A 13,539-nucleotide genomic window follows, 5' to 3' on the forward strand; every position below is an offset into this window, starting at 1 on the left:
TGTTATCATTCTTCGTAAAACACATCCGAATTTAAAGCGCGGATTTATGGTACCACTTGTACCAACTTTACCAATCATTTCAATCGCATGTTGTCTATTCTTAATGTTCAATCTACCATTAACAACATGGATGTACTTCGGTGCTTGGTTAGCAATTGGAGTAGTTGTATACTTTGTTTATTCGAAAAAACATAGTCATTTAAAAGAAGATACAAGTTCGCAAGATAGCTTAGAAAAAGCTAATTAAGGGGATATAATAAATTGTAAGCCTTGTGTGCCTAGGGAGCGCGCAAGGTTTTTTCTTTTGGTCAAAGGAGGAAAAAGTAGTATCTTGTAGAATTTATATGTTGAAATATTCAAAGGGGTGAAATGATGGTTGTAAAAGACGAATTAAAAATTGTTGTTGGTGCAGGAGAAATTAACAATAACCCAGGATGGTTACATACAAATGAAGATGAATTGAATTTATTAAAAAGAGAAGATTGGATAAAAAGGTTTGATAGTAACTCTTTAGAGGTAATTTTAGCGGAGCATGTATGGGAGCATTTATCATATGAGGAAGGTGTAGAAGCAGCGAAAGTGTGTTATGAATTTTTAAAGAACGGTGGTTATATTCGCTGTGCGGTTCCGGATAGCTTTTTCCCGGATGAAGAATATCAAGAAGGGGTACAAGTTGGGGGACCTGGACCACTAGATCATCCAGCGGCGAGCCATAAAATTGTTCACAATTATAAAACGATAATATCCATGTTTGAGAGCGCAGGATTTCAGGTGAAGCTTTTGGAGTATTGTGATGAGAGCGGAGAGTTTCATTATAATGATTGGGATGAAAAAGAAGGATTTATTTATCGGTCTAAACGCTTTGATCATAGAAATCAGGATGGAAAGTTAGGGTTTGTTTCTTTAATTGTTGATGCAGTGAAAGGTGAATAAATGAAGAAAAAAGGATGTACGAAAGGATAGAAACTTTCGTACATCCTTTTTGTATGAAGAATATAACGGATGTGGAAAATAAGTGATATGTTTTTAAATTTGAACAAAATGTTCGGAAAATTTGTTACGGATTTTATTGACACATATGAATGGACGCTCATATAATAAAAGCATAAGATATATGAATGGTTGTTCATATGTTCAAATGAAGAGGTGAGCTATAATGGCTGAAAATAAAGTAGAAACATGTCAAGAAGCATGTTCTCAAACAATTATCCATGGAGAAGTTGTTGATCAAGTGAAACAAACGATTCCAGCTGACGAAAGTTTAAGTAAAGTGGCAGAATTATTTAAAGTATTAGGTGACCGTACGCGTACCCGCATTTTACACGCATTATTTGAAGCAGAAATGTGCGTATGTGACTTAGCGTATTTACTCGGCATGACACAATCATCTATTTCTCATCAGTTGCGTGTTTTAAAGCAAGCAAAACTTGTGAAAAACCGTAAAGAAGGAAAGGTTGTGTATTATTCATTAGCTGACCATCACGTAATTCATATCTTTGAGCAAGCGTTTGAACACGTAAATGAGGAAGAATAGAAAATAAAAGCACAAGGAGGGAGAAAGATGGCAGAAGCACTAGTGAAACGAAAACTTGTGTTAGAAGGATTAGATTGTGCGAACTGTGCGATGAAAATTGAAAAAGGGGTCGGAGGATTAGAAGGTGTCTCCTCTTGTTCCGTGAACTTCGCAACTAAGACAATGACTTTAGAAACAGAACAAAATAAAGAAAATAATGTTGTTGCTGAAGCGAAACAGCTTGTTACGAAATTAGAACCGCACATTCAAGTAAAGGATGAACAGAAAACAAAAGTTGTAAAAGAAGTATTTGTATTAGAAGGGCTAGATTGTGCAAATTGTGCAATGAAGATTGAAACAAAGGTAAAAGAGATGCCTACGGTTTCAGCGGCCGCTGTTGACTTTGTATCGAAGAAATTAAAAATAGAAGTGGCAAATAAAAAAGAGCTTGAAACGACAGTACAAGATATTAAAAATATTGTTCATAAATTAGAGCCAGATGTAAAAGTTGTCCGTGAAGAAAAAACAGGTCATGATCATGGACATAGTCACGATCACGGTGAAGGAAATGTGAAGAAAATGCTATGGCGCTTAGCGATTGGTGGTGTTTTAACAGGAGTCGCTGCACTTGCAGGATTACCACAAATGATAATAATTCCACTTTTCGTTATCGCATATTTACTCATTGGTGGAGATATTGTTTGGCGAGCTGTGAGAAACATAACACGCGGGCAAGTATTTGATGAAAACTTTCTAATGGCAATCGCTACACTTGGAGCATTTGCAATCGGGCAATATCCAGAGGCTGTCGCAGTTATGCTGTTTTATCAAGTAGGTGAGTTATTCCAGAGTATTGCGGTGAATCGTTCTCGAAAATCGATTACTTCATTAATGGATATTCGTCCTGATTATGCAAACGTTAAAGTTGGCAATGAAACAAAACAAGTCTCACCGGAAGATGTACAAATTGGGGATTATATCATTGTTAAACCAGGTGAGAAAGTACCATTAGATGGGAAAGTAGTTGAAGGAACATCAATGGTAGATACTTCAGCATTAACAGGTGAATCTGTACCGCGTGAAGTAGAAGTTGGGAAAGATGTATTAAGTGGTTTTGTGAACCAAAATGGTGTGTTAACAATTGAAGTAACAAAAGAATTTGGTGAATCAACTGTATCGAAAATTTTAGATTTAGTACAAAACGCAAGTAGCCGAAAAGCACCAACAGAAAACTTTATTACGAAATTTGCGCGTTACTATACTCCGGTCGTAGTTATTACGGCAGCGGCATTAGCGTTTATTCCACCTCTTATTTTAGAAGGGGCTACATTCTCTGATTGGATTTATCGTGCATTAGTGTTTCTTGTTATTTCTTGTCCATGTGCATTAGTGGTATCTATTCCACTTGGATTCTTTGGCGGTATTGGTGGAGCCTCTAAAAACGGTATTTTAATCAAAGGAAGTAACTATTTAGAAGCACTGAATGATGTGAAACATATCGTCTTTGACAAAACAGGAACATTAACAAAAGGTGTATTCAAGGTAACAAAGATGGAGCCAAATGGAGCAACTACAAAAGAAGAACTCCTTGAATATGCTGCATTTGCGGAAGTTTATTCAAATCATCCAATTGCACAATCTATTCGAAGTGCATATGGAAAATCAATTGATGAAAATATGATTGAGGATTATAGTGAAATTTCCGGTCATGGTACAGTTGTAAAAGTACAAGGTAAAGAAATTTTTGCGGGCAATGCAAAATTAATGAAAAAAGAAAATATTACATTTGAACAGCCGCAAACAGTGGGCACGCTTGTTCACGTTGCTGTAGACGGTGCATACGCTGGTTATATTGTCATCTCAGATGAAGTAAAAGAGGACTCAAAACAAGCAATTCAAAAGTTGAAAGAACTTGGTATTAAGAAAACGGTAATGTTAACAGGTGATGCGAAATTAGTTGGAGAAGCTGTTGGTAAGGAGCTTGGCTTAGATGAGGTTCACGCTGAATTATTGCCACAACAAAAAGTAGAAGAAATTGAAAAAATTGATAGTGCAAAACAAGCAAAAGAAAAAGTTGCGTTCGTTGGTGATGGTATTAATGATACACCAGTATTAGCGAGAGCAGACGTCGGGATTGCGATGGGTGGATTAGGATCTGATGCAGCAATCGAGGCGGCGGATATTGTAATCATGACAGATGAACCTTCTAAAATCGCAACGGCTGTCAAAATTGCCAAACGTACACGGAACATTGTATGGCAAAATATTATCTTTGCACTTGGTGTGAAAGGACTGGTCTTATTACTTGGTGCATTTGGAATTGCAACAATGTGGGAAGCTGTTTTCTCAGATGTGGGCGTTACGCTACTTGCTGTATTGAATGCGATGCGTGTGCTTAGAGTGAAAGATTTGTAAAATAAAGTAAAACTTTAATCAGTGGGGGATATCTCCCACTGATTATTAGCCCTCACGAATCGGGCTTCTACGGGCAATTTATCTCCCAGCTAACTTCTTTTGCTGAACTTTGAGGTGGGATATTACTGCCCGTAAATAGCGGGATAAAAAGAGAAGCGAAGGCTTCTCTTTTTATTTTTGTATATTTTTTGAAACCTGATCCCGTACGGTTTGAATGTAATTCATTTTATGATCCCAGCATTCTTGGCTTAAATCTACAGGATATTCTTCGGGATTTAGTGTTCTCATATATTCTTCCCAAAATAGTGCTAAGCTGTTTTCTGTGTATTTTTGAATGTCTAATATGTTAGGTAATTCATATGTTCTTTTACCATTTGTGAAAATGTTATGATGAAGCTCGCGTGCTTCAAAGTTTGTCACGAATTTACTGATGTACGTATGGACAGGATGGAACATTTTTAAACGTTCTTCCTGCTCAGGTTCTTCTGATTCTAAAGCGATATAATCACCTTCTGCATGATTGTTAACGCGATTAATGATTCGATAAATTCGTTTTAATCCTGGCGTTGTAATCTTTTCAGGATTAGAAGAGATTTTAATCGTATCATTTAATGTGCCATTCGCATCCTCAATCGCAACTAACTTATAAACAGCTCCTAAGGCAGGTTGCTCAAATGATGTAATTAATTTTGTTCCGACGCCCCATACATCAATTTTTGCCCCTTGTGATTTTAAATGCATAATTGTATATTCATCTAAATCACTAGAAGCGATGATTTTTGTATTTGTAAATCCAGCTGCATCAAGTAGTTTTCGTGCCTCTTTTGATAAATAAGCCATATCGCCGCTATCAAGACGAATACCATAAAAATCAATGCGGTCACCAAATTCTTTCGCGATGCGAATGGCATTTGGTACACCAGATTTTAATGTGTCGTATGTATCGACAAGAAAAACACATTTTTTATGTGTTTCAGCATACTTTTTAAATGCAATATATTCATCACGGTATGCTTGGACAAAGGAATGAGCATGCGTACCAGCAACTGGAATACCAAATCGTTTTCCAGCACGGACATTGCTTGTAGAAGAAAATCCACCGATAAAGGCTGCGCGTGTACCCCAAAGGGCCGCATCAAATTCATGAGCACGGCGTGTACCAAATTCTAATAGTTCATCATTGTTCGCTGCATGTTTCATGCGAGCTGCTTTTGTAGCGATTAATGTTTGGTAATTCACAATGTTTAACAAGGCGGTTTCAATAATTTGAGCTTCACCAAGCGGTGCGTCAACGCGCAATAATGGCTCGTTATTAAAAACCACTTCTCCTTCTTGCATACTACGAATTGTCCCGGTAAACCTCATGTTTTGTAAATACTGTAGAAACTCTTCTTCAAATTGTAGCTCTTTTAAATAAGTGATATCACTTTCGGTAAAACGAAAATTCTCTATGTATTCTATAATTTTTTCAAGACCAGCAAAAATGGCGTAACCATTTTTAAATGGAAGCTTTCGGAAATATAAATCAAAAACAGAGCGGCGATTATGAATGCCGTCTTTCCAATATGTATAAGTCATGTTGATTTGATATAAATCTGTATGTAAGGCGTAACTATCATCTTTATAATGATTCATTGTGAAAACACCTCCGTAATTTGGTTATATTATATCGTTTTTTCTAGTTTATGCCAAAGAATCCATTTCTAATAAGAAAGAGTGATTTTAATGTTTGGTAATATTGGTGATATAACATGTTTTTAGCATGAAATTTAGCTACTTCAATTGGAATAAAACAAATTTATCGAAAAACTTTTGGAAAATTTACATTTATCAATTTATATTTTTGGTATTTTTATGTATTATTAAAGTAGTGGGGGTAAATGAGAATGGAGGAGGACAATGCAACAAACTTTAGAAAAAATCGGCAAACAAGTTTTTTATAAGCGGCTGCAGCAAAAAATGACACAAGAAGAATTATGTCAGGGCATTTGTTCCGTCTCATATTTAAGTAAGATTGAAAATGGAAAAATAGAAGCATCGGAGGAAATCTTGCAGTTGCTCTGCGCGAGGTTAGAGATTGCCGTGTCGGATTTGAGAGATGTAGAAGAAGAAGTGAAAGAGAAATTAGATGATTGGTTAAACGCATTAGTTCATTTGGACAAGCAACAGGTTGAACGCATATATAAAGAATTACAGTCTGAAATGAAAAATGTCTTAGATTTTGAAATTATAAATTATTATAATCTGCTGTATACACGTTATTTGATTATGAAAAGAGATCTTTCTGCGCTTGAAGAAGAACTAGAGAAATTAAAGAAGATGTATAAGAAGTATTCTCCGTTTCAGAAGTTGCTGTATACGTATAGTAGGGCTTTATTATATTGCATGCAATATAAATATAAACAGGCATTAGAGCATTTGTTAAAAACAGAGTCTATGGCGAAAGAACAAGGTTATTATGAAACGGGGATATATTATAATTTAGCACTTACGTATAGTCAGATGGAAATCGATCATATGACATTGTACTTTGCGAATGTTGCGTTAGAAGGTTTTCGAAATGAATATAAGTTTCGGCATGTAATCAACTGTCAACTTTTAATCGCTTTCAGTTATATACGAAAAAAACAGTATAGTGAAGCTATGGGAATTTATAATCATATTTTAAGAGAGGCTGATTCTTTTGCGGATAAAGATAATATCATGTCAATTGCCTTGAATAATATGGGGTACTTATATTATCGTCAAAATAATTATGAAAAAGCAAAAGAATATTATTTGGAGGGTCTACAGTATAAAAAAGAAGAAGATTTAAATTATATTGATGCTATGTATGAGATTTCTTTGCAATGTATTCAGTTAAAAGAATTTGAAGAAGCGAGAGGTTGGATTGAAAAAGGAATTTCTGCTGCAAGAAAAGATGATAGGTATAAAAGTATGTTGCACTTATTATTAATTCTTCAATATAAGTATTATGGAAAAAAAGAGGTATATAAGAAGTTTTTAGAAATAGAAGCAGTGCCTTTCTTTAAGGGTGAAAAAAATATGAAAGATTTAAAGAAGGTATACTTAGAATTAGCGGAATACTTTGAAGAATCATCGGAATTTCAAGAAAGTAATCGATATTATAAATTAGCAATTATGTTGTTAGAAGAAGAAGGAGGGGTTATAGTATGAAAAAGATAATCTTAGGAACTTTTGTAATTATAACGGTTTTAGCGGTAGCATTCGATGTGCAGTGTGCTTGGAAACCAGATAACTATGGTCAAGAAACGAATGCAGCAGAAACAGTAAATGTATAGTAAATTACCAAAAAAGGCCCTTTCCAAACGGAAAGGGCCTTTCTCAATAATTGTTCGCCAAAATTCTACAAAACTTGAGAAAAGATTTTTTTGAATTTTCAGTATATCAATATTGGAAACCTAATGCTAATATAAAATTACTCTTTTTCAAAAAATTTTTTATTAGGGGGAAGGTTATATGAAAAAGAAGAGTTTAGCATTTGTATTAGCGGCAGGAATGGCAGTTACAACATTTGGAGGGACAAGTTCTGCATTTGCAGATTCAAAGAATGTGCTCTCTACGAAAAAGTACAATGAAGCAGTACAGTCACCTGAGTTTATCTCTGGAGATTTGACTGGAGCAACTGGAAAGAAAGCAGAATCTGTTGTATTTGATTATCTAAATGCAGCAAAAGGAGAGTATAAGTTAGGGGAAAAGAGTGCAGAGGATTCTTTCAAAGTGAAACAAGTGAAAAAAGATTCTGTAACTGATGCAACAGTGGTACGTATGCAACAAGTATATGAAGGTACACCAGTATGGGGGTCTACTCAACTAGCTCATGTTAGTAAAGATGGTTCATTGAAAGTTTTATCTGGAACAGTTGTACCTGATTTAGATAAAAAGGAAAAATTAAAAAATAAAAATAAGATTGAAGGCAAAAAAGCAATTGCAATTGCACAGCAAGACTTAGGATTAACTCCAAAATATGAGGTAGAGCCATCAGCAGATTTATATGTATATCAAAATGGTGAGGACACAACTTATGCATATGTTGTGAAATTAAACTTCTTAGAGCCAAAACCAGGAAACTATTATTATTTCATTGAGGCAGAAAGTGGTAAAGTATTAAATAAATACAATACAATTGATCATGTGAATGGTGAAAATCAAGCGCCACTTAAGCAAGAAAATGCTAAACAGGAAGGTAAAGCAGTTGTAAAACCTGTTACAGGGACAAATAAAGTTGGAACAGGTAAAGGTGTACTAGGAGATACAAAATCTATTAATACAACACTATCTGGATCTACTTATTATTTACAAGATAATACACGTGGAGCAACGATTTTCACATATGATGCGAAAAATCGCTCTACATTGCCAGGGACATTATGGATAGATACAGATAATGTTTTCAATGCAAGCCGTGATGCAGCTGCAGTAGATGCTCATTATTATGCGGGTGTAACATATGACTATTATAAAAATACGTTTAATCGAAACTCCGTTAATGATGCAGGGGCGCCGTTAAAATCAACGGTCCACTACGGAAGTAATTACAATAATGCTTTCTGGGACGGTTCACAAATGGTATATGGGGACGGGGATGGTTATACATTTACTTCATTATCAGGTGGATTAGATGTAATTGGGCATGAATTAACGCATGCTGTTACAGAAAATAGTTCGAATTTAATTTATCAAAATGAGTCAGGTGCGTTAAATGAAGCGATTTCTGATGTTTTTGGTACATTAGTAGAATACTATGATAATCGTAATCCAGATTGGGAAATTGGTGAGGATATTTATACGCCTGGCAAATCGGGAGATGCGCTTCGCTCTATGAGTGATCCAGCGAAATATGGCGATCCAGATCATTATTCTAAACGTTATACTGGTTCAAGTGATAACGGTGGTGTTCATACGAACAGTGGTATTATTAATAAAGCGGCTTACTTACTAGCAAATGGTGGTACGCATTACGGTGTAACAGTAAATGGCATTGGTAAAGATAAAGTAGGCGCAATCTATTATCGTGCAAATACACAATATTTCACTGAATCTACTACGTTTAGTCAAGCGCGTGCTGGCTTAGTACAAGCAGCTGCGGATTTATATGGTGCGAACTCTGCTGAAGTTACAGCGGTGAAGCAGTCATATGATGCAGTTGGTGTAAAATAGGGTTCATTCTTCTTTAGAAAAAATAAAAAGGAGCAGATGCTCCTTTTTATTTTTTCTTCCACTTCTTCCATATATATAATACCCCGATGCAACCGGCAATCGTGATAATCCACTTTGCTTCACTTGTTCCGTTCATGACATGGTATGCAGAATACACTTCAATGAGTAATGCCGGTATTTTTCCCAGTGTACTTGCAATACTGAAAGAGAATAACGATATTGTTCCTAATGCTGCAAATAAGGTGATAATGCTTGACGGAATAAATGGAACAAGCCGAAATGATAGAACGAGTAAAAATGCCTCTTTACCTTGTACATAAAGAAGGCGTTCTACTTTTGGATAATTGTTTAATTTGTTATGAGTCAATTTTTGAAAACCTAGTCGATAGAAATAAAATGAGACAATTGCTCCCAATGCTTCGCCTGCGATTGAAATAATTGTTCCATCTGTTAAACCGAAAAGTTGTATGTTGATGGCTGTTAAAAATATGCTTGGAATAAATCCTGCCAAGCTGATGATGATATTGAATAGAATACTGAGTGGAATTGCAATCGTGTGATGCTCTGTGAGTAAATTGTGAATCATTTCTTGCATATAGTTATAGTCCTTTGTCTTTTTTAGCATTACACCATATTTGGTCAATATAGGCAAGTGTGGATTTTAATTAAAAAATATAAATTTTCACAGCTAAAAACTTGCAACATTATACCCCTTACGGGTATAATGTATATAGAGAAGGGGGTATATAGATGGACCGTTGTTCAAATCAAGAAAAGATGGTTCCGCGAACGGACGAAGAGATCGAGAAGGTTGTAAAACGCTTAAAAAGGATTGAAGGTCAAGTGCGCGGTATACAAAAAATGATTGAAGAAAATCGTTATTGTGTAGATGTATTGATTCAAATTTCTGCGGTGCAAGCAGCGTTAAATAAAGTCGGTTTTTCATTGTTAGAGCGACATACAAATCATTGTGTCGCTAAAGCGATTCAAGAAGGTAATGGAGATGAGTCTATTCAAGAGTTAATGAAAGTCATCAAACAGTTCTCAAATTAGAAAGGAGACGAACTGTATGGGTCAGACAAAACAGATCACGGTTGGTATTGATGGGATGACATGTTCAGCTTGTTCAGCCAGAATTGAGAAGGTGTTAAATAAGTTAGAAGGTGTAGAAGCAAATGTAAATTTAGCTATGGAACAAGCAACGGTTCAATACGATGTGGACGCGCAATCTGCAGAGTCAATCACAAATCGTATTGAGAAACTTGGTTATGAAGTTCGGACGAAAAAGGTAAGTCTAGATATTGATGGAATGACGTGTGCCGCATGTTCAAATCGGATTGAAAAAGTAATTGGAAAAATGGAGGGAATCGAGAGTATTACTGTTAATCTGGCGATGAACACTGCAACAATCGTATATAAAGATGGCCCTATTACTATAGAATCTATTTTAGAAAAAATAAAGAAACTCGGTTACAAAGGAAAGCTCCAAGAAGAAACTGAACCAAATAAAAAAGCAGACAAATTAAAAGGGAAACGAAAACAGCTATTTCTTTCTATTCTGTTATCATTACCGCTTCTCTATACAATGGTAGCGCATATGCCATTTGAAACGGGGCTATGGATGCCGCATTTTTTAATGAATCCGTGGGTGCAATTATTGTTTGCAACACCAGTACAATTTTATATCGGTTCACAATTTTATATTGGCGCATACCGTTCTTTACGAAATAAAAGTGCGAATATGGATGTGCTTGTTGTACTTGGTACATCAGCCGCGTATTTTTATAGCTTATATGAAGGTTTGAAAACATTACAAAATCCATCGTATTCACCGCAGCTGTATTTTGAAACGAGTGCAGTGCTCATCACATTAATTCTTGTTGGAAAATATTTCGAATCTGTTGCGAAAGGAAGAACAACGGAAGCGATTTCAAAATTAGTAAGTCTCCAAGCAAAAGAGGCATTGGTCATTCGTGATGGACGTGACATGTTAATTCCAATCGAAAGTGTTGTTATTGGTGATACCATTGTTGTAAAACCAGGTGAAAAGATACCTGTAGATGGTATTGTTTTATCAGGTATTTCGTCAGTTGATGAGGCAATGATTACCGGTGAATCAATCCCCATGGATAAACAGGTCGGTGATGCTTTAATAGGTGCAACAATTAATAAAAACGGTACGTTAACAATGCGTGCTGAAAAAATTGGAAAAGATACAGCCCTTGCAAATATTATTAAAATTGTGGAAGAAGCGCAAGGGTCTAAAGCACCAATTCAGCGCATGGCAGATACAATTTCTGGTATATTTGTTCCAATCGTTGTTGTTGTTGCAGCAGTTGCCTTTTTAATTTGGTACTTTGCCATTACTCCGCAAAATTTACCGCAATCTCTTGAAGTAGCTATAGCAGTATTAGTAATTGCCTGCCCTTGTGCACTGGGACTGGCAACACCAACTTCTATTATGGTTGGAACAGGGAAAGGTGCAGAGAAAGGAATTCTTTTTAAAGGTGGAGAGTATTTAGAAGCAACGCATAAAATTAATGCTGTTTTATTAGATAAAACGGGTACGGTTACAAAAGGGAAACCAGAAGTAACAGACGTAATGATCCTGCAAGATGACATGCTTTTATTTGCGGCTTCCGCAGAAAACGTTTCTGAACATCCGCTAGCCTCTGCAATTGTAGAATATGGAAAACAAAATCAAGTTTCTTTACTACCTGTAGAAACGTTTCGTGCAGTACCTGGGCATGGAATTGAATCGATTATAGAAGAGAAATCAGTTATCATTGGGACTCGAAAATTAATGAGTGAACACAGCGTCAATATAGCGGAATATGAGAATGTAATGAGTGAGCATGAAGCAAACGGAAAAACGGTTATGCTTGTAGCAATTGCGGGTCAGTTTGCAGGAATGATTTCTGTTGCCGACACGATAAAAGAAAGTTCAAAAGAAGCTATTCATACGATGCAATCTGCGGGAATTGATGTTTATATGGTAACAGGAGACAATAAACGAACTGCTGAAGCAATTGCAAAACAGGTTGGTATCAATCATGTATATGCAGAAATATTGCCAGAGCAAAAGGCAAATATTGTAGAACAATTACAGCAAAAAGGAAAGCAAGTAGCAATGGTTGGTGATGGTATTAATGATGCTCCAGCACTAGCGAAAGCGGATATAGGGATGGCGATTGGAACAGGTGCAGATGTAGCAATTGAAGCAGCTGATGTTACATTGGTTGGAGGAGATTTAGGGCATATCCCACAAGCAATTGATTTAAGCCAAAAAACGATGAAAAATATTCGTCAAAATTTATTTTGGGCATTATTTTATAATGCGATTGGTATCCCCATTGCGGCAAGTGGCTTGTTAGAACCTTGGGTAGCTGGAGCAGCGATGGCATTTAGTTCTGTTTCGGTTGTAACGAACGCTTTGCGTTTGAAGCGTGTTAAAATATAAAGTGAAGCCAATGTTTTTACGAGCAATACACCTTATTATAGGTTATGCTGCTCATAAATAATAAATAAAAGATTTATAATTAAGGAGGAATTGGAAATGACTGTAACATTGAATGTACAAGGAATGACATGTAATCATTGTAAAATGGCTGTGACAAATGCATTGCAAGAACTAAACGGAGTAAATGGCGTAGCAGTTGAATTGCAAGCGGGCACAGTAGCTGTTGAATATGATGAAGCAAAAGTGAATATAGAGCAGTTAAAAGATGCCATTGAAGAGCAAGGATACGATATTGTATAAAGTGAAATTGTTATCAATCAGGCAAATGTTCATGTAGAAAAAATAAGACAAAGCGTGTAGGGTTTTAGAATTCTACACGCTTTTTTTATATGTGAAATTGACTTTTTGTGAAGTTACGATAATAATCATGAAAGAGGTGATATGATGAAACGATTATGGGGTACTTTCTTGAGTAGCTTGTTTGCAATGGTTCTTATCTTAAGCGGTTGTACGGGACAAGAGCAAAACAAAGCGAACCCGAAAGAAAATAATTCAACATCAGTAGAAAAAATTAAAGATACGATTTTAGATGAAATGGAAGGACCGCCGAAAAATGGCCATACGATAGAACGACATGTTGGGAAAACAGAAGATGAGCTAAAGAAGCGGTTGCAGACAGATAAAGTATCAGCTGCAAGTACATATTATGATAAAGAGATAGCAACAAAAGCTGTAAAAGATAGCTTAAAGCAACATGAGCAGGAAATTGAGAAATGGTTAAAGAACTCCAAAGAAAATCGTCTTGTATTAAATACGAAGCATTCATTTCCTGTTGGAAAAACGGTATTAAAGCGAGATATGAGTGTAAAAGATAAGCTTATGAATACAGTTACCGTTTTGGCGAGAGATAAATCAGGGGCATTAGGATTTAAAATCATTACTTCCTATCCATCAGATAAGTAAGAAAGGG

13 protein-coding genes are annotated in these 13,539 nt (G+C 35.8%); 11 read left to right on the forward strand and 2 right to left on the reverse strand.

The features are described from left to right. The 4 genes from BPMYX0001_RS02670 to BPMYX0001_RS02685 all read left to right on the forward strand — a co-directional run. Positions 1-247, forward strand: a 247-nt coding sequence (locus tag BPMYX0001_RS02670; protein ID WP_279626203.1) for an amino acid permease C-terminal domain-containing protein, incomplete at its 5' end; no start/stop codon positions are given. Positions 248-369: 122 nt separating this feature from the next. Next, the gene (locus BPMYX0001_RS02675; protein ID WP_003205860.1) at positions 370-933 is read left to right on the forward strand and encodes a class I SAM-dependent methyltransferase; all 564 of its coding nucleotides are present in this window, start codon (positions 370-372) and stop codon (positions 931-933) included. Between the two features lie 223 nt (positions 934-1,156). Then, complete coding sequence (locus tag BPMYX0001_RS02680) at positions 1,157-1,534, forward strand: ArsR/SmtB family transcription factor (RefSeq protein WP_003195140.1); 378 nt, start codon at positions 1,157-1,159, stop codon at positions 1,532-1,534. Between the two features lie 27 nt (positions 1,535-1,561). Next, positions 1,562-3,928: a heavy metal translocating P-type ATPase gene (locus tag BPMYX0001_RS02685; RefSeq protein ID WP_006093495.1), complete on the forward strand. Its 2,367-nt coding sequence runs from the start codon at positions 1,562-1,564 to the stop codon at positions 3,926-3,928. A gap of 171 nt (positions 3,929-4,099) precedes the next feature. On the opposite strand, the gene BPMYX0001_RS02690 is transcribed toward BPMYX0001_RS02685, so the two are convergent. After that, complete coding sequence (locus tag BPMYX0001_RS02690) at positions 4,100-5,563, reverse strand: nicotinate phosphoribosyltransferase (protein ID WP_006093496.1); 1,464 nt, start codon at positions 5,561-5,563, stop codon at positions 4,100-4,102. Between the two features lie 264 nt (positions 5,564-5,827). Here BPMYX0001_RS02690 and BPMYX0001_RS02695 point away from each other — a divergent pair, with 264 nt between their 5' ends. The 3 genes from BPMYX0001_RS02695 (at position 5,828) to BPMYX0001_RS02700 (ending at position 9,109) form a co-directional block, all read left to right on the forward strand. After that, the gene (locus BPMYX0001_RS02695; RefSeq protein ID WP_006093497.1) at positions 5,828-7,105 is read left to right on the forward strand and encodes a helix-turn-helix domain-containing protein; all 1,278 of its coding nucleotides are present in this window, start codon (positions 5,828-5,830) and stop codon (positions 7,103-7,105) included. After that, entirely contained in the window at positions 7,102-7,230 is a 129-nt protein-coding gene (locus tag BPMYX0001_RS32575) for an NprX family peptide pheromone (protein WP_018765584.1), read from the forward strand. The genes BPMYX0001_RS02695 and BPMYX0001_RS32575 overlap by 4 nt, the downstream gene beginning before the upstream one ends. A gap of 178 nt (positions 7,231-7,408) precedes the next feature. Further along, on the forward strand, positions 7,409-9,109 hold the full coding sequence (locus BPMYX0001_RS02700; RefSeq protein WP_006093498.1) for a M4 family metallopeptidase: 1,701 nt from the start codon (positions 7,409-7,411) through the stop codon (positions 9,107-9,109). A 46-nt stretch (positions 9,110-9,155) separates the two neighbouring features. Here BPMYX0001_RS02700 and BPMYX0001_RS02705 read toward each other — a convergent pair whose 3' ends face one another. Then, a complete protein-coding gene (locus BPMYX0001_RS02705; protein WP_006093499.1) occupies positions 9,156-9,704 on the reverse strand; it encodes a TVP38/TMEM64 family protein in 549 nt (182 codons plus the stop codon). 155 nt (positions 9,705-9,859) lie between these two features. On the opposite strand from BPMYX0001_RS02705, the gene BPMYX0001_RS02710 reads away from it, so the two are divergent. The 4 genes from BPMYX0001_RS02710 to BPMYX0001_RS02725 all read left to right on the forward strand — a co-directional run bounded on the left by BPMYX0001_RS02710 (position 9,860) and on the right by BPMYX0001_RS02725 (position 13,532). Then, positions 9,860-10,162: a metal-sensing transcriptional repressor gene (locus BPMYX0001_RS02710; protein ID WP_006093500.1), complete on the forward strand. Its 303-nt coding sequence runs from the start codon at positions 9,860-9,862 to the stop codon at positions 10,160-10,162. Positions 10,163-10,178: 16 nt separating this feature from the next. Then, positions 10,179-12,569, forward strand: coding sequence for a heavy metal translocating P-type ATPase (locus BPMYX0001_RS02715; protein WP_006093501.1), 2,391 nt, complete (start codon positions 10,179-10,181; stop codon positions 12,567-12,569). Between the two features lie 96 nt (positions 12,570-12,665). Then, positions 12,666-12,869, forward strand: coding sequence for a copper chaperone CopZ (gene copZ / locus BPMYX0001_RS02720; RefSeq protein ID WP_003195128.1), 204 nt, complete (start codon positions 12,666-12,668; stop codon positions 12,867-12,869). Between the two features lie 144 nt (positions 12,870-13,013). After that, on the forward strand, positions 13,014-13,532 hold the full coding sequence (locus tag BPMYX0001_RS02725; RefSeq protein ID WP_033798615.1) for an RNase A-like domain-containing lipoprotein: 519 nt from the start codon (positions 13,014-13,016) through the stop codon (positions 13,530-13,532). Positions 13,533-13,539 lie beyond the last annotated feature (7 nt).

Source organism: Bacillus pseudomycoides DSM 12442, assembly GCF_000161455.1.
Taxonomy (GTDB): domain Bacteria; phylum Bacillota; class Bacilli; order Bacillales; family Bacillaceae_G; genus Bacillus_A; species Bacillus_A pseudomycoides.

Coding starts and splice junctions, on each gene's coding strand:
- BPMYX0001_RS02675 (WP_003205860.1), top strand. CDS start 370: ATGATGGTTGTAAAAGACGAATTAAAAATTGTTGTTGGTGCAGGAGAA.
- BPMYX0001_RS02680 (WP_003195140.1), top strand. CDS start 1,157: ATGGCTGAAAATAAAGTAGAAACATGTCAAGAAGCATGTTCTCAAACA.
- BPMYX0001_RS02685 (WP_006093495.1), top strand. CDS start 1,562: ATGGCAGAAGCACTAGTGAAACGAAAACTTGTGTTAGAAGGATTAGAT.
- BPMYX0001_RS02690 (WP_006093496.1), bottom strand. CDS start 5,563: ATGAATCATTATAAAGATGATAGTTACGCCTTACATACAGATTTATAT.
- BPMYX0001_RS02695 (WP_006093497.1), top strand. CDS start 5,828: ATGCAACAAACTTTAGAAAAAATCGGCAAACAAGTTTTTTATAAGCGG.
- BPMYX0001_RS32575 (WP_018765584.1), top strand. CDS start 7,102: ATGAAAAAGATAATCTTAGGAACTTTTGTAATTATAACGGTTTTAGCG.
- BPMYX0001_RS02700 (WP_006093498.1), top strand. CDS start 7,409: ATGAAAAAGAAGAGTTTAGCATTTGTATTAGCGGCAGGAATGGCAGTT.
- BPMYX0001_RS02705 (WP_006093499.1), bottom strand. CDS start 9,704: ATGCAAGAAATGATTCACAATTTACTCACAGAGCATCACACGATTGCA.
- BPMYX0001_RS02710 (WP_006093500.1), top strand. CDS start 9,860: ATGGACCGTTGTTCAAATCAAGAAAAGATGGTTCCGCGAACGGACGAA.
- BPMYX0001_RS02715 (WP_006093501.1), top strand. CDS start 10,179: ATGGGTCAGACAAAACAGATCACGGTTGGTATTGATGGGATGACATGT.
- copZ (WP_003195128.1), top strand. CDS start 12,666: ATGACTGTAACATTGAATGTACAAGGAATGACATGTAATCATTGTAAA.
- BPMYX0001_RS02725 (WP_033798615.1), top strand. CDS start 13,014: ATGAAACGATTATGGGGTACTTTCTTGAGTAGCTTGTTTGCAATGGTT.